25 protein-coding genes are annotated in these 21,697 nt (G+C 69.0%); 18 read left to right on the top strand and 7 right to left on the bottom strand.

What is annotated here, in order from left to right:
• The first annotated feature begins 8 nt into the window (after window positions 1–8).
• The gene (locus AC067Z_RS31810; protein WP_478793115.1) at window positions 9–479 is read left to right on the top strand and encodes an SUKH-4 family immunity protein; all 471 of its coding nucleotides are present in this window, start codon (window positions 9–11) and stop codon (window positions 477–479) included.
• 414 nt (window positions 480–893) lie between these two features.
• A complete protein-coding gene (locus tag AC067Z_RS31805) occupies window positions 894–1,157 on the top strand; it encodes a YrhB domain-containing protein (RefSeq protein ID WP_478793114.1) in 264 nt (87 codons plus the stop codon).
• Between the two features lie 159 nt (window positions 1,158–1,316).
• Here the strand turns inward: AC067Z_RS31805 and AC067Z_RS31800 are convergent, their stop codons facing one another.
• The 7 genes from AC067Z_RS31800 to AC067Z_RS31770 all read right to left on the bottom strand — a co-directional run bounded on the left by AC067Z_RS31800 (window position 1,317) and on the right by AC067Z_RS31770 (window position 8,647).
• A complete protein-coding gene (locus AC067Z_RS31800) occupies window positions 1,317–2,126 on the bottom strand; it encodes a hypothetical protein (protein WP_478793113.1) in 810 nt (269 codons plus the stop codon).
• Complete coding sequence (locus AC067Z_RS31795; protein WP_478793112.1) at window positions 2,123–2,368, bottom strand: hypothetical protein; 246 nt, start codon at window positions 2,366–2,368, stop codon at window positions 2,123–2,125. The genes AC067Z_RS31800 and AC067Z_RS31795 overlap by 4 nt, the downstream gene beginning before the upstream one ends.
• Window positions 2,365–4,575, bottom strand: a complete 2,211-nt coding sequence (locus AC067Z_RS31790) for a Mucin-19 (RefSeq protein WP_478793111.1) — start codon at window positions 4,573–4,575, stop codon at window positions 2,365–2,367. Before AC067Z_RS31790 ends, AC067Z_RS31795 begins: the two co-directional genes overlap by 4 nt.
• A 66-nt stretch (window positions 4,576–4,641) precedes the next feature.
• Window positions 4,642–5,055, bottom strand: coding sequence for a restriction system modified-DNA reader domain-containing protein (locus tag AC067Z_RS31785; protein ID WP_478793110.1), 414 nt, complete (start codon window positions 5,053–5,055; stop codon window positions 4,642–4,644).
• 45 nt (window positions 5,056–5,100) lie between these two features.
• Window positions 5,101–5,817, bottom strand: coding sequence for a GIY-YIG nuclease family protein (locus AC067Z_RS31780; RefSeq protein WP_478793109.1), 717 nt, complete (start codon window positions 5,815–5,817; stop codon window positions 5,101–5,103).
• Window positions 5,814–7,133, bottom strand: a complete 1,320-nt coding sequence (locus AC067Z_RS31775) for a helix-turn-helix domain-containing protein (protein WP_478793108.1) — start codon at window positions 7,131–7,133, stop codon at window positions 5,814–5,816. The genes AC067Z_RS31780 and AC067Z_RS31775 overlap by 4 nt, the downstream gene beginning before the upstream one ends.
• Window positions 7,134–7,918: 785 nt before the next feature.
• The gene (locus AC067Z_RS31770) at window positions 7,919–8,647 is read right to left on the bottom strand and encodes a GntR family transcriptional regulator (RefSeq protein ID WP_478793141.1); all 729 of its coding nucleotides are present in this window, start codon (window positions 8,645–8,647) and stop codon (window positions 7,919–7,921) included.
• Between the two features lie 281 nt (window positions 8,648–8,928).
• On the opposite strand from AC067Z_RS31770, the gene AC067Z_RS31765 reads away from it, so the two are divergent.
• From AC067Z_RS31765 to AC067Z_RS31690, 16 genes are all read left to right on the top strand, one after another.
• Window positions 8,929–9,408: a hypothetical protein gene (locus tag AC067Z_RS31765; protein ID WP_478793107.1), complete on the top strand. Its 480-nt coding sequence runs from the start codon at window positions 8,929–8,931 to the stop codon at window positions 9,406–9,408.
• Window positions 9,405–9,827, top strand: coding sequence for a hypothetical protein (locus AC067Z_RS31760; RefSeq protein ID WP_478793106.1), 423 nt, complete (start codon window positions 9,405–9,407; stop codon window positions 9,825–9,827). The genes AC067Z_RS31765 and AC067Z_RS31760 overlap by 4 nt, the downstream gene beginning before the upstream one ends.
• Window positions 9,824–11,407 (top strand): hypothetical protein, encoded by a 1,584-nt coding sequence (locus AC067Z_RS31755; RefSeq protein ID WP_478793105.1) that lies wholly within the window; start codon window positions 9,824–9,826, stop codon window positions 11,405–11,407. Before AC067Z_RS31760 ends, AC067Z_RS31755 begins: the two co-directional genes overlap by 4 nt.
• Window positions 11,407–11,796, top strand: a complete 390-nt coding sequence (locus AC067Z_RS31750) for an RRQRL motif-containing zinc-binding protein (RefSeq protein WP_307710902.1) — start codon at window positions 11,407–11,409, stop codon at window positions 11,794–11,796. The genes AC067Z_RS31755 and AC067Z_RS31750 overlap by 1 nt, the downstream gene beginning before the upstream one ends.
• A gap of 111 nt (window positions 11,797–11,907) precedes the next feature.
• Complete coding sequence (locus AC067Z_RS31745) at window positions 11,908–14,529, top strand: DNA translocase FtsK (RefSeq protein WP_478793104.1); 2,622 nt, start codon at window positions 11,908–11,910, stop codon at window positions 14,527–14,529.
• Window positions 14,530–14,721: 192 nt separating this feature from the next.
• Window positions 14,722–15,834, top strand: coding sequence for a hypothetical protein (locus AC067Z_RS31740; RefSeq protein WP_478793103.1), 1,113 nt, complete (start codon window positions 14,722–14,724; stop codon window positions 15,832–15,834).
• Window positions 15,835–16,018: 184 nt separating this feature from the next.
• A complete protein-coding gene (locus AC067Z_RS31735; RefSeq protein ID WP_478793102.1) occupies window positions 16,019–16,831 on the top strand; it encodes a DUF4097 family beta strand repeat-containing protein in 813 nt (270 codons plus the stop codon).
• Between the two features lie 105 nt (window positions 16,832–16,936).
• A complete protein-coding gene (locus AC067Z_RS31730) occupies window positions 16,937–17,488 on the top strand; it encodes a hypothetical protein (RefSeq protein ID WP_478793101.1) in 552 nt (183 codons plus the stop codon).
• Between the two features lie 123 nt (window positions 17,489–17,611).
• Window positions 17,612–17,860, top strand: a complete 249-nt coding sequence (locus AC067Z_RS31725) for a hypothetical protein (protein WP_478793100.1) — start codon at window positions 17,612–17,614, stop codon at window positions 17,858–17,860.
• Between the two features lie 90 nt (window positions 17,861–17,950).
• Window positions 17,951–18,199, top strand: a complete 249-nt coding sequence (locus AC067Z_RS31720) for a hypothetical protein (RefSeq protein WP_478793099.1) — start codon at window positions 17,951–17,953, stop codon at window positions 18,197–18,199.
• Window positions 18,200–18,213: 14 nt separating this feature from the next.
• Entirely contained in the window at window positions 18,214–18,411 is a 198-nt protein-coding gene (locus AC067Z_RS31715) for a hypothetical protein (protein ID WP_478793098.1), read from the top strand.
• Between the two features lie 120 nt (window positions 18,412–18,531).
• Window positions 18,532–19,209, top strand: a complete 678-nt coding sequence (locus tag AC067Z_RS31710) for a DUF6197 family protein (RefSeq protein WP_478793097.1) — start codon at window positions 18,532–18,534, stop codon at window positions 19,207–19,209.
• A gap of 38 nt (window positions 19,210–19,247) precedes the next feature.
• Complete coding sequence (locus AC067Z_RS31705) at window positions 19,248–19,784, top strand: hypothetical protein (protein WP_478793096.1); 537 nt, start codon at window positions 19,248–19,250, stop codon at window positions 19,782–19,784.
• A gap of 23 nt (window positions 19,785–19,807) precedes the next feature.
• Complete coding sequence (locus AC067Z_RS31700) at window positions 19,808–20,803, top strand: DUF6919 domain-containing protein (protein ID WP_478793095.1); 996 nt, start codon at window positions 19,808–19,810, stop codon at window positions 20,801–20,803.
• Window positions 20,804–20,911: 108 nt separating this feature from the next.
• Window positions 20,912–21,406, top strand: a complete 495-nt coding sequence (locus AC067Z_RS31695) for a hypothetical protein (protein ID WP_478793094.1) — start codon at window positions 20,912–20,914, stop codon at window positions 21,404–21,406.
• Window positions 21,406–21,678 (top strand): hypothetical protein, encoded by a 273-nt coding sequence (locus AC067Z_RS31690; RefSeq protein WP_478793093.1) that lies wholly within the window; start codon window positions 21,406–21,408, stop codon window positions 21,676–21,678. Before AC067Z_RS31695 ends, AC067Z_RS31690 begins: the two co-directional genes overlap by 1 nt.
• Window positions 21,679–21,697: the final 19 nt, after the last annotated feature.

Genomic DNA, 21,697 nt, shown 5'->3' with positions numbered 1-21,697 from the left:
TACTGTACGTGGGTGCCAGCGCCGATCCTGCGGAGGATGACAATATGAAGTTCAGTGAAGTGCAACTTCATGATCGCGACGGTTCGGGTAGCATCGTCGTTCCGAGGGAATTTCTAAACTATGCGGCATTCGAGTGTACTGAACCATTTCTCGTGAATGATATTGAGTATGTGAAATTTGGCGTCCTCGGCCGTAATGGAAGCGCCCTGCTGCATCATTCAGGAAGCGTGTGGGGCTGTTATCCTCACGGGCCACTTTTCTTCATCAACTCGTCTCTGGGTGCATTTTCGGAATGCGTCAAGAGGGTATTGGCGCTCTATCCGTTTTATTCAGCAGATGCCGACTATGAGGATTATGAAGCGGCCGCCCAAAGAGTGGAGGAGTCGGTGCGGGGCGTGGATCCCGACGCGTACGCCGACGACACCTTCTGGTTCGATTTTCGGTGGGACGTTGTTCTGGGAGATTACGGCGAGGAGTGATCTGAGGGTTGGGCAGGAGTCGCCGCCGGATCGCATGTCGCGACCCGGGGCCGTGGCCAACTAAATCGCTCAGCCACATCTCCGGCGGCACTCGTTTGGAGCACTCAAGGGCCCCTCAGGAAGTGCGAGATGGCCTGCGTGGTGTTTTATCGGCCTGCCAGCAGCTCCGACATCTATCCTTACCGGCGTATTCCAGGACGTGGCGCCGGAGGCTCCGGTGCGTGCGCACGGCGGTGGCCGCCGGCGGTGCGATGACCGTGCGGTGTTGGCCACGGCGGTTTCTAGCCTCGATCTTTCGTGATGGGCCCCCGACTTCGTCGGCGGCCCATCACGAAAGATCGAGGCTAGGGTACAAGGCAGTCGTGGTGCTCAGCCGCCTAGCTGGTGACGGAACAACTGTATGAGGAAAGACTGATGATCTCTGAAGAGGTAGCGATGGGGATCGCTGACGAATTTCTTCAGCAGAGTCGCCAAGCCGATGAACCGGAACTTGCGATCGATGTGACACGAGTGAGGGCCAAGGACGGATACCTCATTGCGCCTTACAACTCCACGCTCTATCTATCAACGCGGCGCACGCACGACATGCTGCTGGACTGCTGGCCCATCCTGGTAGACCTGTCCACCGGGACCGCCCGCTTCGGTGAACTGATGGAACGGGATTTCTGGAGAAGTTGAGCCGTCGGTCGACCGTCTCCTGGCAGTGTGCAGTCGCTCGCCCACCGTGACGATGTCGGCGCGGGACAGGCGGACCAGGCAGCCAGTGGAAGTGGCGGAGTAGATAGAAGAGCAAAATGGTGGTCCGGAGCAGCGCTCCGGACCACCCGCATGTGTGCGTCAGTCCTCTGGCTTCCAGGCGCGGATCTCCAGGCCGACGATGGGAGCGTCGGGGTCGAGGCGGCCGGTCATGACGAGCCAGTTTCGTACCGCGGCGGAGACATCCCCGCTGGCGGCATCGACCATGGCCTTGAACTGGACGGCGTCAAATCCTTCCATGCCGGAGCCAGGGCCGCCGATGTTGTTGGCGTACGCGCGTTCCTCGGTGCCGTCGGTTCGCTGGACCACGTAGCGTCGCACGCCGGGGGAGTCGGCCCTGCGGCCGGCGTCGTGTGTGAAGGCGCCTTTCCGGGCCCGCACGGTGAACGCGATCTTTCCGCGGTTCGCGGCCGCGTCGTCGACGATCGGCCGCAACCGCGAGGCACCTGAGGCGATGTGCTGCTTGCCGGCCTTGGCCAGGGACGAGCTCCACGCCTTCACCGGCTTTCCGTCCGGACCGAGCACGGGCCGGCCCTTCCTGTCCTTCAGGGTCTTCTCCGCCCGGACCTGATTTTTGGTCCGTACTCGGGCCTTCTTGCCCTCGCGGTCCAGTCGCGGCTGGACATGCCCGGCGGCCAGGGCCTTCAGGCTCTGCATATCGCGCGGGCCGCCGGCCTGGACCTCCTGCACGACGGCCCGCAGGGCCTCCACGAAGCTGGCGCCCTTGTTCTTCGTGAAAAATTGGGAGACCAGGCTCGGGTTGCGGCCGATAATCTCGCCGACCTGTTTCTTGTTGAAGCCCTCCGCGATCAGCTGGTCGGTGAGCCGCGCCGCCTCATTGCGCTGCGCCCGCCGGCCGCGGCCCGTCGCCCTTCTCCTTCGCGGCGTCACGCTGCCACCCCCTCGTCATCGGCGCACTCATGGTCGGGGTACGTCGTGGTGTCGTCGTCGAACTGGTCGTCACCGCCGGCGCCGCAGCCGTGGCACACCCATTCCGCGCTCCAGGTCACCTCACCGTCGCGCCCGCAGTCGTGCTCCGAAGAGGCGGTGTCCTCGTCGTCCCACACCGCCTCACCAGAGGCACCGCACGCCGGGTGCTCCCACTCTCCGCCCCATGCCACCTCGGCGTTCACAGCTCCTCAGCCTCCAGGGCCTGCCGGCCGAGGTCCTGCAGCACGTAGAACTCAGCGTCGGTGGTGGGGGTGGTCTGCTCCCAGGACATGGCTCCCTTGAGCAGGTAGTCGCCCGGCTCCCCGCTGTACGGCCAATCCGGGCGCACCGAGCTGTAGATGGCGTCGGTACGGAACGCGAGGATCGACCCGGCGGGCAGGTGCAGCGCACCGGCGCGGGCCGGCTTGCCCGTCTCGGGGTCCTTCGTGCCGGTCGGGCCGGACAGCAGCGCGGCCCGGGCTGCCGACCACACGCCGGCCGCCCACTCCGGGTGGGCGTACGGGTCGCGGGCGAAGCCCGCGTTGCGCTCCCAGGTGACATGGGTGTCCGTCAGGCTGGTCAGACGGGCGCCGTCCGGGATCTCAGGAACCTCGCCGCTGGCGGCGAGCTCGAGCGAACCGGTAGTGATCCGCGGCCGCTGCGCGAACGTCCCGATCCCGTACAGCAGGATGCTGCGGACCGCGCGGGAAGCGAGCCGCGCGGCATGGCGCTGCTGCTCGTCACCGTGGACCTCGCCCACGGCGCGCAGGGAACGCCACGCGTCCTTCAGCTTGTTGGACCACTCCTTGAGCGGGTCGCCCTTCTCCCAGACCAGCCCGTCGAGGATCTCGATCCGCCACGGCTGCAGTGGGTTGCGCAGCGCCAGGTTGACTTCGGCGCCGCCCGCCCAGGTGGTGAAGGTGCGGCCGCCCTCGTACGGGTAGTGCCAGGACCGCTCGCCCGGGGCGGGTGCCGGCAGCAGACCGACGTGGTTCCAGTCCTTCGGGATGGTCACCCGCACCTGCCAGTGGCCGGGCGAGAACAGGGCGTCGGCCTGCTCCTTCTCGCACATGGCCGCGAACGAGGCTGCCGTCACCCGCTGCGGGACGCCGACGCCGCTGGTCCAGGTGTGCTTGGCGTAGGCGAAGGTGCGGTCGGCCTCGTACCAGCCGGGCACCCGCTCCGCCACGCGCGGCGGGGTGATCAGTTCGGTGCGTCCCTGCCCAGCGGTCGCGTGCATGAGGCCGCGGATCTCCTGCGACATCACCGGGTAGCCATCCGCCCACTTTGCACCCGCCTTGGCGGGGATGGTCCGCGACCACAGGTCCCGGCCCGTCTGCGACGGCGACCCCATCAGCACCACGTCGTCCCAGTGCCGGCGCAGCGCCTTCCACAGCTCGACAAAGGCGGCGCGGACAGTGGCCGGGTCGGCACCTTCCGGGTCGAACCACTCACCCACGGACCGGACTTCGGTGTGCTGGTCCTTGCCGCGCTGCCAGCGGCCCACCGGGTTGCGGGGGTGGACCAGGTGCCCGGCCTGCCGGTCCTTGCCGCGCGACGCCTCGACCTGCCAGCCCTCCGGCAGCGGCCCGTTCAGCCACTCGGCCACCGCGTCCTTGAGGAACTGGTGGCGCCCTGCGTCCTGGTGCCAGGGGTCACCTGCCGTGATGTAGATGCGCTCCACATCCGCTGGCACCGTCGCGTAGACCGCAGTGAGGATCTCCGCGACGCTCGCCCGCCCCAGGTCCAGCGTGACACTGCCGGCCTGCCAGACGAGCACACCAGTTGCAGTGTCCAGAAACGCCATCTGCCGCGTGGCCTGCTTGAAGTTGGGCCGCTTCGACGTCAGGTTCGGCTCTGCGTAGAACCAGCGGTCCCCTGCTTCAGCCGCCGGGATCGACGGCAGCGTCCGCTCCTGTCCCCCGGCCGGCACCACGTGCGCAGGTGCGGGGGCGGGGGAGGGCGCGACCGTCGCGGCGGGCGCATCGCCGGCCGCCAGCTCCTGGTCCTCGGTGGCGTCAGCCTGCTGCCCGGCCTGCTCGGCGGCCGCCGTCGGCTGCGCCGCAGGGCGCAGGGCGGGTGCCGGAGCGCCGGCCGGTTCCTTGATCTCCTGTACGGCCGTCTGAGGCTCCAGGTGATCACCGTCGGCGGAAGCGGCCGAAGCAGCCCTCACAGGCACGCTGACGGCCCCCTGGGGGCCGAGAGACGGCGCCAGGGCGACCACGTCGATCACAGAAACGCCGGCGGACGTCGCAAGCCGGTCGGCCTTGGCCTTCTCGTACGCGCCCAACTCGACGATCTTCTTGTCGCGCTCGGCGTGCAGCTTCGCCAGCTGACGCTCGAGCGGCTTGATCTCATCACGGACCTCGCGAAGTTCGGCGAGGCCGGCACTATAGGCCTTGCTGTCCATGTCCAGCGTCCCTGGTCGGTGAGAAGACTCCGCCGCGTTCCGGTCGGAGCAATGTGGTCAGACCGTCTACGCCTCGCGGTTCCGCGCCTCTTCGCGGAGGTCCTGCAGGCGGCGGCCGCTGGGAACGTGCATGTACTGGCCCCAGCCGTTGATGTCGATGCCGGTCTGGGCCTTGAGCGCAGGGGAGGGCTGAGCGAAGACTTGCCCACTGGGGATCTCCACCCAGCCATCAGCAGTGATGGTGGCCTCGTGCGTGCGCTGCCGGCGGGGCTGATGGTGCTGCAACTTGTCGCCGGCCGCGGCCAGTCCGGCCTCGATGATGAACATCAAGGCCCCCGAGCCGCGGGACACCCGATCCACGTCCGTCCTGTTCTTGCCAAGAAGCTCGCGGCGCAGCACGTCGTTGGGGGTATCAACGAGCGGTTCGCTGTGCCGCTGCAGATAGGCGAACACCTCGTCGTCGATCTCGATCCGCCGCATACTCAACCCTTCACTCTGAACTCTGAATCTCAAAGTCTGCCAGATTTAAAGTTCGGAGTGCAAGAGGTCCTGAGGGACAAGGGCCGGCTCGTAGGCGTAGGAAAGATCACCAAGCTCAAAGTCCCTCCGGACACCACGGAAAGAACCCGGACGCACTCCTCGAGGAAGGCAGCGAGCAGTGAAGCGCTGTCGCGTGGTGTTGACATACGCTCCCGGTTCCACCCCCGCGGGATCAATGAACCGCTGCTCAAGGAGGCGGCGCATCCTCCCCCTCACGACACACTCCACCTCGCCAAGGCGAGCTGCCGCGGCCCGATAGGTGAAGGCTGCGTCGCCAAAGACGCGGCGGATCTGGAGGTAGAACGCAACGTTGATGGTCAAGTCGAGCGGAGTGCCGCAGTCCCAGCGCACCAACCTTTGTCCAGGAGTACCAGGCGAGCGGGTCTCTGCCATGAGCCCGTTCGGCAGCGTCTCACTCTGGGGGAGTGCCGACTGGAGCCCAACCGCTGCCTCCACGACCGACGGCACAGGATCACCAGGAAAACTGAACCATTCGCCGTGCGAGCGATACTCGGCGAAGCGCGAATGAAGCGCACCCTCCAGCTCCTTCCCGCCCTCGCACGACCAGAGGACTGAGAGCTCGATCGGGCACATCAACTGGATGGCGCGCAGTCTTCGCTGAACGTCAACCGAACGCCCGATCTTCACCGTCGCGAGCCCAGGGGCGCCGATGACATAGACCCATTCGAGAGCCCTGCTCATTTCGCATCGCCGTCATGCGCTTGCATCGCCATCTCCCGCAGAGCCAGCTCGATGCCCTCCTCGAGACTTCCGTGCTTCTCCCTGCAGGCCGAGCACATACGGGTCGGCTCGTCAGGCCGTACCCGCCGTTTCGAAGTGCCGGGGATTCCGCAGTAGTTGCCAACGCACTCTGGCCAGCCGAGACATGCCGGGCACATGTCGTGCCCATCAGCGAGGGCCGGACTCCCACAGTCCCTGCATTCGGCCAGGATGTGCTGCACCTCGCCCGTCCACGCGGGCGGTGTCCATGTCGCCGCCGTGTCCCCCACCCCGTTGTCCCAGGACTCGCCACGATTCGGGGCAGACGGAGCTGGAATGGTCGGCGCAGCTGCAGGAACCGGACCGTCGGCCGCACGGCGCAGCCGAGCAGCGATGAGGGCCTCGCGGCTCGTCTTGATCACGCTCGGCCACCCTGGGCCCACAACGACGTGCCGGATCTGTGCCGCAGTCCAGCCCGCGGTGAGCATTGAGTCCACAGCCGCAGCCTGATCAGAAAGAATCTTTCCGGTCAGCAGGAACTCGGGGCCGCACTCCTGCGCAATCGCGTGGAGAACGTTCACGCCCGGCGAAGCTTGCCCCGTCTGCGGGCTGGCGTCCGATGTCGCCGACGAGTCGACCGCTGCATCCTCGTGCTGCCCCTGCTCCTCGATACCGCTGCCGCTCCCGTCCATCCCTCCATTCCCTCCCGTAGGAACCGCAGATGACGGCGAGCCGGAAGGATGGAGGGATGTCTGCGGGTTCTCTGAGGGATGGATGAGGGTTAGTGGCTCATCCTGAGCCGGGGGTGGGCTCATCTTGATCGGGGGGTGGGCCCAAGTTGAGCCAGGGGTGGGCTCATCTTGAGCCATCTGCAGGTCAGGGTCGGGTTCAGAATGAGCCCTCACCTGGCCAGAGGCGCTTTTGGCCTTCTTGCGCTTCGCCGGAAGCGGGGTGGCTTCCGCGAACGTGAGCTGCTCGATGACGTTGTCCTCGTAGGCCGTCTTCGACCGCGCCATCTGCTCCAGGAGCCGCAGGTTCACCCGCGTGAGGTTCGTGATCGGATCACCTGTGACTGGGTGGACGCGGCGGACCGAGCTGATGAGGCCCTTGTCCACCAGCGACTTCTTGACGCGCTTGACGGTGGCCGCCGATGTTCCACAGTCGTCGACGAGCCTCTTCTGCCCCGGCCAGCAGTAGCCGTGGTCGTCTGTGCGATTGCAGTAGGCCAGCAGTAGCAGCTTCTCGGCACCGTCCAGGCCCTCGGCCGCGAACACAAGACCCATGTGTGCAGCCGTCATCGGGCCCCCTCCGGCACCCGAACGACCATGCGCCCCAGGACTTCTGACGTAGGCGCCGCGGCATGGAAATCAGCGCCGCCCGGACTGGCCGCGGCCGCGCTTGAGGCACGCTGAGGCTCCGACCGGACCAGGGGAACCCTTGCAAAGCCACCGTGCCGCGGGCCATCCGACCGACGCCCGAGCGTCGCCCAGTTGCCAGTGATGTACGCGTCGCGGGGTCCCTGCGCGTGTCCGCAGTCGAGCATGGCACACCTCCTCTTGGATGCTGTGCCGTGAAGCCTCCTCAGCCTGGCTTGCCCGAAGGCTTGCCCAGGGCGCGAAGAGAGTAGGGGGGAGGCTTGCCCATTTGGGCTGGGGGCGGGCAACCCCCATGTGGGCAAGCCCGCCGAGCTCACGCTTCGACGGGCGAGCGGAGCTCCTGAAGCTGCAGCTGTGAGAGCTGCGGGGATGTGCTGGATTGGCACTTTGGTCCCTAGATTTCTAGGGAGCCGGGATCAGCAGATCAACGTGACGCGGACCACCGAGCTGGACCCGTACTGGGCTTTGCGAGCGATCGTTGTCTATTCTGATGTCGGTGACCGACGGGCCCTGTGTCCAGGCACCCAGCGCGGTCACCGCGCTGACCACGACTCCGATGCTTGCCGGCGGGAGTCGCTTCGACGGCCGTTCCTGTGTCAGCAGGAGCGGCCGTCACCCTTTTACGGGGTGCTCGTGAAGTTCATGTCGGGCATTCTCCACTTCGGTTCAGGAGCGGCGGACTGACGACGCGCCGCAGAGGATGGGCGCTAGGCGTCGAAGTCGTACTCGAGTACGTAAGCCTGAGAGTCCAACGCCATTTCGTTGATCTCCACGGCACGACCCTCGTCGGTGTAGGCGGTTCGACAAACCTTGATCACCGGAGTGCTGCCTGACAGATTCAGGGCCGCTCTCTCGTCGTCGGATGGCATGCGGACCTGGATCTCTTCGCGAAAGTGGGCTGGTGCGTAGCCCAGGTCGGCGAGCCGTGCGTAGATGCCTCCTGGGCCTGTGTCCGCCTCCGTGATGGCAGTCCCTTCGACCAGAGCAAGGGGCAGGTACGAGGTCGATAGCAGCACTGGGCGGTCCTCAACGATGTGACGGCGATAGCGCGCGAAGGCGCGTTCGCCAGCCTCGAGTTGCAGGACCTCCGCGATCTTGTCGGGAGGCGATACCGGGCCCAGCAGTGTGGTTTCCGCGGTCAGGTTCCGACTGTCATCAGCGGAGAAAATGGAGGCGCCAGACGCCCACTGCTCCCGGGCGAGCCGAGCGACACCTCGCCGACGGATCGGCGTGAACGGAGCGAGGACGAAGAAGCCTGCCCCCTTTCGAGATTCGGCTACGCCCTCAGTAGCGAGCGTTCGCAGAGCCTGACGGGCGGTCATGGCGGCTACGCCATGTTCCGCGGCCAGGGGGTTCTCGCCTGGAAGCCGATCGCCAGGGCCGTACTGGCCCGCGTCGATCGCCGCCTTCAAGGCATCGGCAATCTGCCGGTACATCGGTTTCTCGCGCTTTCGGCCAGTCACTCCCTCTCCCTACCTCGCTAGCGATCCTATGACCCACAGGAAACGCCGATCACGTCGGCATCCGACACGGATACTACATCGCTAGCGAGGTGTTGACATCCATAGCGAAGGGGCGTTCCCTGTTCTCGGAACGTCGCTAGCGAGGTCGGAAACGGCTGCCTAGCGCAACGGCACCGCCATACCCAAAACGGCCCCCGGGATTGCGCCCCGGGGACCGTCGCACGAGCCGTCCCGACTGAAACGGAGAACGACCCGTGAACACCATGATTGCAGGTCACCGACCCGCCTCCCAGCCCAGCGAACTTGCCCAGGTTGAGGCCCTCTTCGAGCTCCAGACGCTGACCGGCGTGAAGACCGACCTCTGGGTTGGTGCGTCGGATGAGTCGGACGAGCGGGCCGGGCGGCTGGAGTTCCTGGCCGACGTGATTCTTGGCATCGACGACGGCGACACGATGAGGGCCGGCGAGAAGGCTAAGGCTGCCCGGGTGGCCGAGCTGCACCGGGTGGTGCTCGGCGAGCCGGTCGATGCTCCGGCGCTGCTGTTCCGGCACGCGCATGGAGACCCGGTCGTCTGGACCGAGGCCGACTTCGAGGCCTACGAGAACATCGCGCGCGCGGACGAGCTGCACACCGAGCCGGAGCTGCCGGTCTTCATCGGCAAGGCACGGGTCGGCATGGGTGCTGCCTCTGCAGCCGCCGTCCGTGAGTTGGTGGCGGAGGTGCGGGCCGCATGAGCGCCACGACCGCCACCGACCCCCCGACCACTGACGCAACGGGGCGGTTCCTGATCCGGCTTCAGGCCGTGGTCACCACCTGGTCCATCACGGGTCTGATTCTCTTCGGCGCCGCCTGGGCGCTGGGCCTTGAGGCGAGCTGGTGGCAGCGCATTCTTCTCGCGCTCCCGGTCGCCTGCCTGGCCTACCTGGACGCCCGCGGCATCGACGCCGTGATCGAGATCCGCGCCGGCCTGACCCGCGCACTCTCCGACCTCAACTGGGCGCAGATCCCGCTCGCCGTTGCCGGCGGGGCATGGCTGCTCGGCCTCATGCCTGATGCCGGCCAGCGTCTCGCAGTCGGCGCCGTCATTGCCCTGGTCGCCGCCCTGTACCACTACGCCCCGCATGCGGCGGCCCCCGCTGGAGGTACCCGATGAGCATCACCGACTTCCGTACTGCCAAGCGGGAAGACCAGGAGTCCCGGGCCCGACAGGCCCGTGAGGCCGAGGAGCTGCAGGCCCGGCTGGCTCGTGAAGAGAAGGAACAGGCCTTCAAGCAGGAGCTGGCGCGCAAGGCAGCCGAGCAGGAGGCCAAGGACCGCGAGGCCGATCGGATCCGCAAGGACCGTGAGGCCAAGGAGGCCGCGGACCTCGCGAAGAAGCAGGCCGCCCTGGCCGCCAAGGAGCGGGCGGACAAGGAGCGGCGTCGGGAGCAGGCCCGGCGGCGCAAGGAGCGGCGCGAGCGGTTCGTTGCCCGGCTCAACGCGGCGCCGAAGTGGCTGGCGGAGCACCTGGACTTGGCGGCGGCGCTCGCGGTCATGGCGTGCAGCATCGTGCCGGCGCTTATCTCCCAGGCTGCGTCGCTGAGGCCCACGGGCGTGGTCGAGGAGATGGGCTGGGTCGGCTTCCTGCTGGTGGTCCTGCTGCCGGTGATGCTGGAGTGCTCGGCCTGGGCGGCGACGGCCGGCGAGGCCAAGGCGATGAAGGAGCAGCGCTCGCCGTGGCCGTACCGGATCGCGATCTACGCGTTCGTCGGCCTGGCCGCGTGGGTCAACTACCGGCACGGTTCGCACGTCGGCGGCGAGGAGTATGGCGTCATCCTTGGTTCCGTCCTGGCCGCCTCGTCCGTGATCCCGATCATGGTGTGGCAGCTGGTCCAGCTCGGCCGGCACCGCGAGTACCGCGAGCTGATGAAGCAGGCCCGCCAGGCCCGCAAGGCCGCGGCGAACACGCGGGAGCAGCGTAAGAGCGAACTGCCCAAGGTGTGGGCAACGGCCCGTCGGCTGCGGGCCATTGCGGGACACGAGAAGCTGTCCGAGGAGGACGCCTGGCAGGCCGCGTACGGAGTCCATGAGGGCGCCGGTGAGGACGAGATGCCGGAGGATCTTCTGCGGCTGCTGTCGGCCGACATGCTCGGCCTGCGGGTGGAGGCGGAGGCTCGTCTGGCGGTCGTCCTCGGTGACCTCGCCGAAGCCCGCGCCTGGCGTCGGGAAGCGTCCGCGAAGCTGTGCGGCAGGACGTCCGAGACGGAGCCTGAAGCATCCGTGACCGCGTCCGCCCCGGGGGTCGCAATCCTCCCCACGCGGACCGCCGAGACGTCCGTGACGGGGCTTGTGGACCCGTCTGGAAAGCCCCTGTTGCGGACGGCATCTCCGCAGATCAACCCGTCCGTCCCCCCGTCCGCACGCACGTCTGAATCCGCGCCTGCGCGGACGCGCGATACCGCACTCGCGCGCACGCGTAAGGCCTCCCGGAAGGCGACTGTTCGGAAGCTTTCGGCCGGCGCGAAGAAGGCCGCCTCGGTCACCGCGAAGCGTGCCTCGGTGGACGAGAACGAGGCCATCGAGCAGTGGATCGCGGACGAGCTGAAGGCCAGCCGTGACGTGACGCCGGCGGACGTGAAGACCGAGACGATGCGCCGCCGCCAGGAGCGCAACAAGCGCGACAAGAGCGAGCCCAGCCGGACGTGGGTCTACGACCGGATCGGCAAGGCGAAGCTGCGTCGGCGGAGTGCGTGATGCCACGGGTCAACCGTCGGTACTTCGATCCGGAAGGCAAACGGTTCGGGATCCCGACCTGGCCCTGGCGGATGGGGCCGCCCCCGGAGGAGTGGGCCACGATGCGGCAGCTCAAGGCCCGCGGTCTCCGGCCGGGCGGCCAGCCGGTCGCCGGCCAGCTCGGCTGGCGGACCCGTAGCGGCGACAAGTTCGCGTACCTCTACCGCGTCGAACTGGCCTTACCGCGACGGCAGATGACGGAGGCGATGTGGGCCTCGATCCACACGGCGCTGCGGGCCCGCCGGATATGCCCGGCCTGCAAGAACGAGCGCGATTACGAGATCCCCAAGCGGTACGGCGTCTGCAACGACTGCCCCGGCGGCGCGAACGAAGCGGCCGCCGCTGCGTAAGGCGAAGACCAACCAACTGAAGAGCGCGAGACGAAACCGCCGGTCTCTACCGACCAAAGCGAAGCCCGGCACCCGTCTCGCGCCCACCCCACAGATGGAGGCGTGACCAGCATGACCGAGATCGACACCACGACGGAAATCGGCAGCGGAGCCCTTGACCGGAAGCTGCTGTGGGACGCGGCCGAGCTGCTCGTCTCCACCCAGTTCGGCTCCCAGTCGATGCTCCAGCGCAAGCTGCGCATCGGGTGGGACAAGACCGCCCAGGTCATGGACGTGATGGAGGACCTCGGGGTTGTCGGCCCGGACCAGGGCTCCAAGGCCCGTGACGTGCTGATCAGGCTGGTCGAAGACCTCGAGTCGGTCTTTGAGGCGCTGTACGGCGACGGCCCGACCGCCACGGTGACCGTGCTGCCGTCGGCCCGTCACGCCGAGGCGGCGCCGGTCGACTTCACCCAGCCGGTTGCCCCGGACGTCGCGCCGGTCGTGCCGGTGTCGGTGCCGGTCGACGAGCCCGAGCCCGAGCACGACCGCCCCGTGGAAGGCACCGTCTACACCGCCGACGAGTGGGAGCTGCGCCCCGACCCTGAGGGTGACCGTCCCTGGATCAACCCGGCGCTGCGCACCCCGGAAGGCCGCAAGGCCCGCCGCCGCTACATCGGCCGGCAGGTTCGCCGGCGGGCGCGCAAGGCCGCCGCCCGGCAGCGCACCGTCCACGGCTTCGTGCCCCGTGTCTTCCGCGGCGAGAAGCGGATGCGTGCCTGGGTCGTCGGGGTCGAGGGCGCCAAGGCCCGCGCGGACGTCAACCTCGCCCTGGCCACCGTGAAGGAGGCCGACCGCGCCGCGCGCCGCGCCGGCCGCGCCCTCATGCAGCGCGACAAGAAGCGGGCCGCGGCCCAGGCGCTGCAGCTGGAGGCCGGCAAGCAGTTGGTCGTCGCGCAGAGCGCGAAGAAGCACGCGCAGAAGGTCGTCGCCATCCGCGCCGGCGTCACCTACGGCCAGCTGGTCGTGGCCGATGCGGCGGCGTACGGATTCGCGGACGTGTGGGGCTTCCTCGGCGCCCTGGTGCTCAACCTCGTCGGTGCCTCCTGGCTGGGCCGCGATGTCGAGGCGACCGAGGAGGAGCTGGAGAAGCTGGAGCAGATCGAGGCCGGCGTTCCCCAGCAGGTCAGCGTCGGCATGACGCCGCGGATGTTCGAGCAGATGATGCGCCAGGCCCTGACCGAGGACCTGAAGGTCACCCTCTCCGCGCTGCGGGTCGACCCGCATGCGTGGGGCTTCGAGATCCACGTCTGGCTGGAGCGGATGAGCCCGGAGAAGATCTCCGCTGGGCTGGACCTGCTGGAGGCCTGCCTGCCCGGCGTGCGTACCGGCAGCATCCTGCTGCAGCAGTCCGCGCAGTCCCGCAACTACTGCGTCATTCGCGTGCCCGGCGACAATCCCTGGCAGGCCGTTCCCGAACTCCCCTACCGCAAGCCGCGGTCCATTTCCACGAAGGACATTCACAAGGCCCAGATCGGCGCTGACATGGCCGGCCGTTCCCTGGCCCTGCCGATGTGCCGCACCAACGTCAATGTCGTCGGCGCCAGCCGTTCCGGAAAGTCCACGATTCTGCGGGCCATTCTGGACGCGCTCACCGCGACCGAGGACCAGATCATCATCGGGATCGACCTGGGCAGCGCCGGATCCGGCTTCGGGGGCCTGCGCCATGCGATGCACGTTGTAGCGACTACTCCGGCCCAGGCCCGGGCTGCCCTGCAGTGGGCGCTGGACATCGGCAAGGGCCGTCCCTCTCTGTTCACCCCGCTCGGCATGGGGGAGAACTGGGTCACCTCCCGCGAGCGGCCCGGCATCACGGTCGTCGTCGACGAGTTCCCGGCCCTGGTCCGCGAGAGCCGTAAAGGCTACTACGACGAGGAGGCCAAGCGGCAGGTGTCCTGGGACCTGGACGGCATGCTCGCCGAACTGGCGATCACCTCGGCGAAGAGCGATGTCACGGAGATCATTGCCGGGCAGGGCGTCACGAAGGAGAAGGTCAAGGACAACACGTGGCTCGTCGAGCTGCCCGTCCAGGTACTCGCCGCCTGCGACAAGGACGACGTCGTCCAGATCCTCGGCGACGGCATGCTCGCCCAGGGCTGGCGCGCGGACCGGCTCGTGCCCGCCATGGGCGACCAGCTCAACGACGCCTCCGTGGCATACGTGATGGCCGGCAACGCGTACTGCGAGCCCATCCCGTACCGCGCGTGCTACGCCACCGACGACGAACTGCTGCGCCGCGGCAAGGAGCGGGCGGCAGCCGGCCTGGTCGACATCGACGCCGAGTCCGCGAAGTTCAGCCGCATCACGCTGAAGCAGCTGATGGACGCGAGCGCCGAGACGTTCGCGACCGGGGGAGAGGCACAGGACACCGTCCCGCAGCTGATCACCTCCATCCGGCAGGTCTTCCAGGCACTCAGCGACCCGAGCGGCCTGCAGCTGGAAGAGATCGCGGCCGGCCTCGGCCAGCTCGACCCCGACCGCTGGGACCTCGCCGCCTTCGACGGCGAGGACACCACCGAGCAGGAGGCCGCCCGCGCCGCCGCGCTCAAGACAGCGATCAAGGCCGTGCTCGCCCCCGCCGGCAAGTCCTGGACCACCGACAGCTACCGGCCGCGGCCCGGCGCGGGCACGGTCAAGGGCTACTGCCTGCGGCACCTCAAGAAGATCACCGGCGAGGACGCGGACGGCTCCTGATCGTCCGGAACAGGTGAGGAACATGCAGGTCAGGGGCCCGGAACAGCTCGGGAACGCGGGCGGAACACCTCGAGAGATCGGGAACAGTGTTCCGCCCCCGGGCCCCCGTTCCGGCAGCGTTCCCCCGCTCTGACCTGCAGGTTCCTCCCCGTTCCCGCCTGTTCCCCGCCCCAAAGATCACGGGAGTCCGTTATGACCTTCAACCCGCTGCGGCCCAACGAACCGGCCGCCGGCTACTACCGGATCACCGCCGAGCGCCGATTCATGTACCTTCAGCAGGACCCGGCCCACACCCTGCGGACCGTGTGGCAGACCCTCCCCGTCACCTGCCCGATCTGCGCCGCCGACACCGGCCTGACCCTCTTTCACGGGCGCGGCGCCCAGGACGTCGTCCAGGCCCTCTGCCCCGCCGGCCACCTCTGGCCCGAACCCCTCGTCGACCCCGGCCACTTCCGCACCTACGCCGAGCTCCACGGCTACGTCGACACGCAGCCCGAGGCGCTGTGGATCATCGACGCCGGATTCGGCGAGGAACCGCCGCCCCCGATCGACTACGCCGCCGACATCGCCGGCGCAGCCAAGTGCGTCGCCAAGTACGCCAAGCGCAAGGCCAAGACCCGGATCAGGCGCGCGGTGCGCACCCCGATCCGCAAGGCGAAGAAGAAGGCCCTCAACCTCGCCTTCGCCCCCGTCTCCGCCGTCCTGCGCGGCGCCTGGAATCTCCAGGCCGGCGGCGTGCCCGCCGACCCGCCGAAGACCGGGAAGTCGGCTGGCACCGAGGGCGGCAGGAAGCGCAAGGGCGAGCCCGAGCTGAAGATCCCCTCGGTCGCCAAGTACCGCAAGGCCTATGGCATGCCCGCCCCTGAAAAGGGCCCGGCCTGCCTGGTCTGCGAGGACAGCGGCCGCATCACCGCACCCGGCATCAGCATCGGCTGCACCGAGTGCGCCGGCCCCGCCGCCGCGGCGATGGCCGCCGCCGAGCGCAAGGCCGAACGGGCCCGGACCGGCAAGACCCCATCGCGCCGCGCCCGCCCGGGCGCCGGCGGCAAGACGACGGGAAAGAGCGACGGTCGCACCCCCGTCACCGGCCAGGGCGTCACGGTCGACGGAGACAACAACCAGCCCATCCGCGTCAACTCCCCCGCCGGCAGCGGCGGTCGACCGCTCACCGCTGACCAGGCCGCCGCCGTCCGGGACGCGGTCAGCTCGGCTGCCTCCCGCAACTCCAGCGGCGTGCACGTCGCCGGTACGAACAACGCCCCCATCACCAGCGTCACCCGTGGGGGCAGCACCCGATCGAGCTAAGGGGTAGTCGTCTGACCAGCCAGAACACATGCAACCCGAACTCAATGTATGCATACTCTTGAAATGAATACTCGAAGTCTGCATTATTGAGGTGTCGCAAGCACCCGGGGCGGCCGCCAGGTCGCCAACTCAGCTGGCCACCCCGGGCCTTCCAACCCGCACCACCCAACTAGGAGAAGCAGAAGTGACGCAGCAGAACCGCACCGCCGCCCGCGCCGGAGCCAGCGAGCTGGGCGTCAAGGTCTCCAACGGCCGCATCAACGTCACGGTCGACCCGAAGGCCACCCACGCCAAGGTCACCGTCCACACCACCGACACCGAAGGCTCGATCGCCGACGCCGTCACCAACACCACGTTCACCGAGAACGGCGCCAAGCTCCGCGTGATCGTCCCCGACGACGAGACCAACAGCGGCACGGTGTTCAACGCCGGGGGCAGCGTCGTCAGTTTCGGCGGCAACAGCATGGTCATCGGCAGCAGCAGCGGCGTGGTCATCAGCGGCGGCGACATCACCATCGGCGGCCGCAGGATCGTCTCCGGCGGCCGCGTCGTCGCCGACCAGGGCACCGTCGTCGCCGGCAGCGGCACCATCACCCTTGACGTCACCCTGCCGACCGGATCCTCCCTCTCGGTCAACACGAAGAACGCCGAGACCACCGTCCGCGGCGACCTGAAGAACCTGCGGCTCGACGCCCGCAACGGCTCCGTCCAGGCCGCCGGCGTCCAGAGCCTGGAGGCCGAGACCCACAACGGCTCCGTCCTGGTCGACCGCGTCGACACCGACATGGAGGCCAGCACCCACAACGGCTCCATCACCATCGGCGCCTACAACGGCCAGCGCGGCTCCGCCCGCACCCACAACGGCGACGTCACGATCAGCGCCACCCCGGCCTCCAGCGGCAGGCTCTCCGCCCGCGCCCACAACGGCAACATCCACGTCCGGGGCGCCGGCCACCTGGAGCTCAAGACCTCCACCCACAACGGCCGCGTCTGGTAACACCCACCGCCCCGGGGGCGGCCGCCAGGTCGCCAACACTCAGGCCGGCCGCCCCCGGGCCCCCGACCCGCAGCCCTCAGCACCACGTCACCGAAGGAGCAGCACATGGCCATCTCCGTCGAGACCCGGCAGTCGCCCAACACCGCCCGCCGCCTCACCACCCGCGCCTTACAGCGACTGCGCCAGCTCACCGACCCGGTAGCCAGCGCAACCCTCGTGGTCATGACCGGCCTGTGGCTCACCCACACGGGCCCGGCCTGGCTCATCACCGCTAACCACTGGACAGTCCTGCTCTACGCCGTCACCGTCCTCGGCGCCAAGACCGCGGCCGACGCCGTCGCCGAGTACGTCGCCGACATGGTCGACCCGGACCGCTGGGACGGCGACATCGCGCACGAACTCTCCCGCGAACTGTCCAAGCTGCGCGTCGACATCGACATGGGCGCCGACATCGACGACGTCCTGGACAGCCTCCGTGCCAGCAACCTGGTGCCCGAACTCGCCGGCACCCTGCGCGCCCTCGGTTCGGCGTACGCCGCCCGCGGCGACGCGGACGAGAAGCAGCGGCTGCTCGCCGCTGCCCTGCACCTGAACAATGCCGACCGGAACATCGGATACGGCCACGACAAGATCGCCGCGCTCGAGGGCGGCGAGTAGCTACGCCCCGGGGACGGCGGCCAGGTCGCCAAACTCAGCCCACCGTCCCCGGGCCTCCCAACCCGCTCCAACCGGAGCAGGGGGCCGGAACCATCGTCCCTCATCACCGCGAGGAGCAGCACCATGACCCCCCGATCCGACGACATCGCCCAGGCCCGCGAGGACCTGAAGAAGACCCTCGCCGAGGCCAAGGCCAAGCGAGACAAGATCTTCGCAGAGGCCGAGAAGGTCCGCGAAGCGGCGGAAGCCGAGATGTGGAAGACGGTCAAGGCCGCACTGGACGGCGCGTACCACGGCGCCCGCACCGACGCCGTCGAAGTCCTCGGCTTCACCCGCGACCACATCCTCAAGCAGACCAAGAAGTACAGCTAACGCACCCTGCCCGGGGCCGGCCGCCAGGTCGCCAACACTCAGCCGGCCGCCCCCGGACCTCCCGACCCGGACCAGTACGAGGAGTACGCCATGGGCCGCCTCAGCGACCGCCTCCGCTCCGCCGCGTACGACGCGATGACGAACCCGGACGGCTCGCCCGCCGGTGCACGCCGCGCCAGCCAGGCCGCTTCCCTGCTTGCCTCCACGGCCGCCGACCACAGCACCGCCGCCGCCACGGCCATCGCGGGACTCGGCGCCGTCGCCGTCGCCTCCGAGGGCGCGCTGTCCAACTACGTCTACCCGCCCGGCAACTACGCCTCCTTCACCGTCAACGACTGATCAGGAGAGTGGCGATGTTCCAGGCAGGCGACGAGGTACGCATTACCTCCTGCGATGACGACCCCCGCGCGGCCGGCCGCACCGGCCGGATCGTGGACGAGGTCCCGCCGGGCCCGCTCACGGGCGGCAGGTGGACGGTGAACGGGATCAGCCTCTTCATCGGGTCCGTCCTGTGCCACACCCACGAACTGCGCAAGACCGGGCGGCGATGACCGCGCTGACCCGCTGAATCTGCACCCTCCCGGGGCCGGCCGCCAGGTCGCCAACCACTCAGCCGCCCGCCCCGCGGACCTTTCCCGACCCGACCCCCTGCCAGACAGGAAGGCCTCGCCATGCCCGCCTCCGATACCGCGACCGCCCCGCGGACCTTCTGGTCCCAAGCGGCCCTCGCCGCAGCAGTCGACGCAGTCTTCGCCGAAGCGCTCGCCGAGGAACTGGCCGCCGCGCTCGCCGACGCCGCACCGGCCGGCAGGCCCGCCATCGACCTCCCGGACACCGACACCCTCATCCGGCAGGCGGGCATCGTCACCGGGCCTTGCCCGCCCGACCCGCGCAGCCCCTCCGCGACCGGCCAGTTCCTGAAGAAGGCATCGAACATCGCCGCCCGGGCCGCTTGGTGGCTGCTCAAGCACACGGCCCTCTGCGCCGGCGTCCTGCTGGTCGGGGCGCTGCGCGTCGCCTGGCACCTCGCCGTCGAGCACCGGCCGAGCCCCGACCGGGCCGTGGCGCCGGCCGACTTCCTTCAGGCCACGTCCGAGCACATCCACACCCGCGGTTGGGCCCAGTACGTCATGGAGTCGAGCCGGGGCGTGTGCGTCCTCGGTGCCCAGCGGGACCTGATCCGCTCCGGAACCGGCACGCACGCCACCGCTGCCGAGGCCAACAGCCACTTGCTCGCCGTGACCGGCTCCCGCTCGGTCCCCGGCTGGAATGACCGGCTCGCCCGCACCGAGGCCCAGGTCCACCAGGCGCTTCTCGCCGCCGCCGCCCGTGCCCGCGCCGTCCGCTGACGCCCACTCACCCCGCCCTGCTCCGGAGAGGCCACGCCATGATCACGGTCACCAGCGACAGCATTTCCTTCTTCCAGCGCCGCCTGGCCAAGCACACCGAGTCCATCACGCCTGACGCCGCACGCCTGGTCGCCCGCCGCTTCGGCGCCCTGCCCCCGACACAGCTGGTTATCGTCGGCGACCCCAACCGATGGGCCCAGCAGGCCGCCGACGCCGAGCTCGCCCTGGTGCCGGGTGTGTCCAGCCGTATGCAGGCCGCGCACCAGAGGACCGTGCGCCGCGGCCGCCGCCGCAACAGCGGCATCACCGTCCTCGGTAGTAACGGCATCGCCATCTACGTCAACCTGCGCCAGCACCGCACCGAACAAGACCTGACGACCACGGTCGTCCACGAACTCGTGCACGCGCACCAGCTCGGCAACCCCCAGGCCCGCGCCGAGCAGATTGCGTACCTGCGGCACTGCTGGGACGTCGACCAGCTGCCGCGCCGGCAGGTCAAGCAGTACGAGCGGCTCATCGACCGCCGCGAGATCGAAGCCCACAGGGCCGAATCCCTCGCCTCCAGCCTCTCCTGATCTGCCGGAAAGGAGTGACGACCATGCGCATCCGGCTCCCCTGGATGACCCGCACCGACCGCGCCCGCTGGCGCGCCGCCCGCTCCCTCGCCGACCTCGCGGGCCTGACCGCCCTCTGGCTCGACGGCGAGATCGGCTCTCACCCCGGCTGCGCCACACGCAATACCGGGCCCGACGAGGAGACCGCGCACCTGATCCCCGTCCTGGCGGCTGCCAACCGTGCCGGCTACCTGACCGACAACTACCAGCCCGGTCTCATCGAGCGCGGTCGTAACGGAGTCCTGTGGGAGCAGCGGGCCGCCGTGACCGGCTGGATCGACCAGGACAACCAGCAGTTGGTGCGCCGCATCACGACCGCCGCGCGGGACGCCGGGCTGCTGGTGTGCAGGAACCGCCGCGGCACCGACATCCCAGTAACGAAAGTCGACGGGCAGGTCTACACGAGCTTCGACACGGTCATTGCGGAGCACCTGCGCGTCCTGTGGCCGGGGCACCTCATCGACGGCGGCCTGTTCGCCAGCCTGATGAACGCCACGCAGGTCACCGTCGTCGATTCCCGGTACGGCCGGGACAACCTCCTGTGGCCCGTCCTCGCTGAGTCCATCGGGTACGTCTGGGCGGATCACTGGAGCGAGATCGGCCAGATGCGCGAGTGCGACGGCCGCAACCTGGACGACGACGTCAGCACCCTCGGCCGCGCCTACGCCCGCGAGTTCACCCACCCCTCGGCCCGCGGCACAGTCACCGTCGTCCACTACATCGCCCGCGGAGCCACCGCCCCCTACGTCGTCCTCCGCGGCCTGCACCACTCCCACATGCGCGAAGGCCGCTCCCACCTGTCGCGGGTCTCCTACATCGGCGTTCTGCACGACAACTCAGCCAACACGCTGCACGCCGCCGAAGCCCTGGCCCACCAGTTCACGGCCCAGGTGAAGCCGACCGACATCCGCTGGGACGGCACCGCCTTCCCTGCCGGCGGCCGCATCGAACCGCCCCACGCCTCGCCCCGGTTCCCCTGATCTGTCCACCCGGCCGTGTTGTCCGGTCCGCAGGCCACCAGCCCGGACGACGCGGGGGACCGGACAGCCCGGCCCTGCCCGCAACCGCTACCCGAAACGGAGCACTCCGTGACCCCGACCACCCTGACCCGCACCGAGCCCGCAGCCCCTATCGACCGCAGCGAACTGGTCCACGAGATCCGCCTGCGCACCGCCGCCGGCACCGGCAATCCCACCGCGGACGTGCCGCAGCTGCTCGCCCACATCGAAACGCTGGAGCAGCGCCTTGCCACGGCCGAGGCCGTCTTCCCCGGCATCACCCGGCTCGCCCCCGGCGAGCCGGTCGAGCTGACCATCTACCGCACCGAATACGAGCACGGCCAGCTGCCGCTCGGCCTCTACACCAACCGCGACGCCGCCCGCGCCCACGGCGAGGACCTCCGTTTCCGCGAGGGCCTGCCCACCGGCGCGATCCTCACCTGGATCCCCGACTTCAGCGACGACGAAGCGATCGAGGAACTGGCCGTGTTCGGCCCCGGCGCGGAGAACGAGAACAGCTCCACCGGCTACCTCGTCACTCCGCTCACCCTCACCGCCGTGTACGAGCCGGAGGCCGAGGAGTGATGGGCCCCCGCACCGTGTGGGAGATCGACGTCCCCATAGAGCACCGGCAGGACAAGACCCGCAAGGGCGTCCACGTCTTCACCGGTCTCGCCGAGAACGGCAGCGACGCCATCGCCGCCGCCCTGCGCGCCTGCGAGATCGCCCAGCTCCACGCCATGTCCGGCCAGCCGATCCCCGCCGGCACCAGCCGCGTCGACTGGTCCGCCCGCGGACTGCGCCCCGACTGGGAGCTCCGCTGGGACCGCGCCGAGAAGAAGCAGATCGTCCTCTAGCTACGCCCCGGGGCGGCCG

The sequence above is a fragment of the Streptomyces sp. NPDC043812 genome (assembly GCF_056436245.1).
This window is presented reverse-complemented; position numbering and strand designations above follow the sequence as displayed.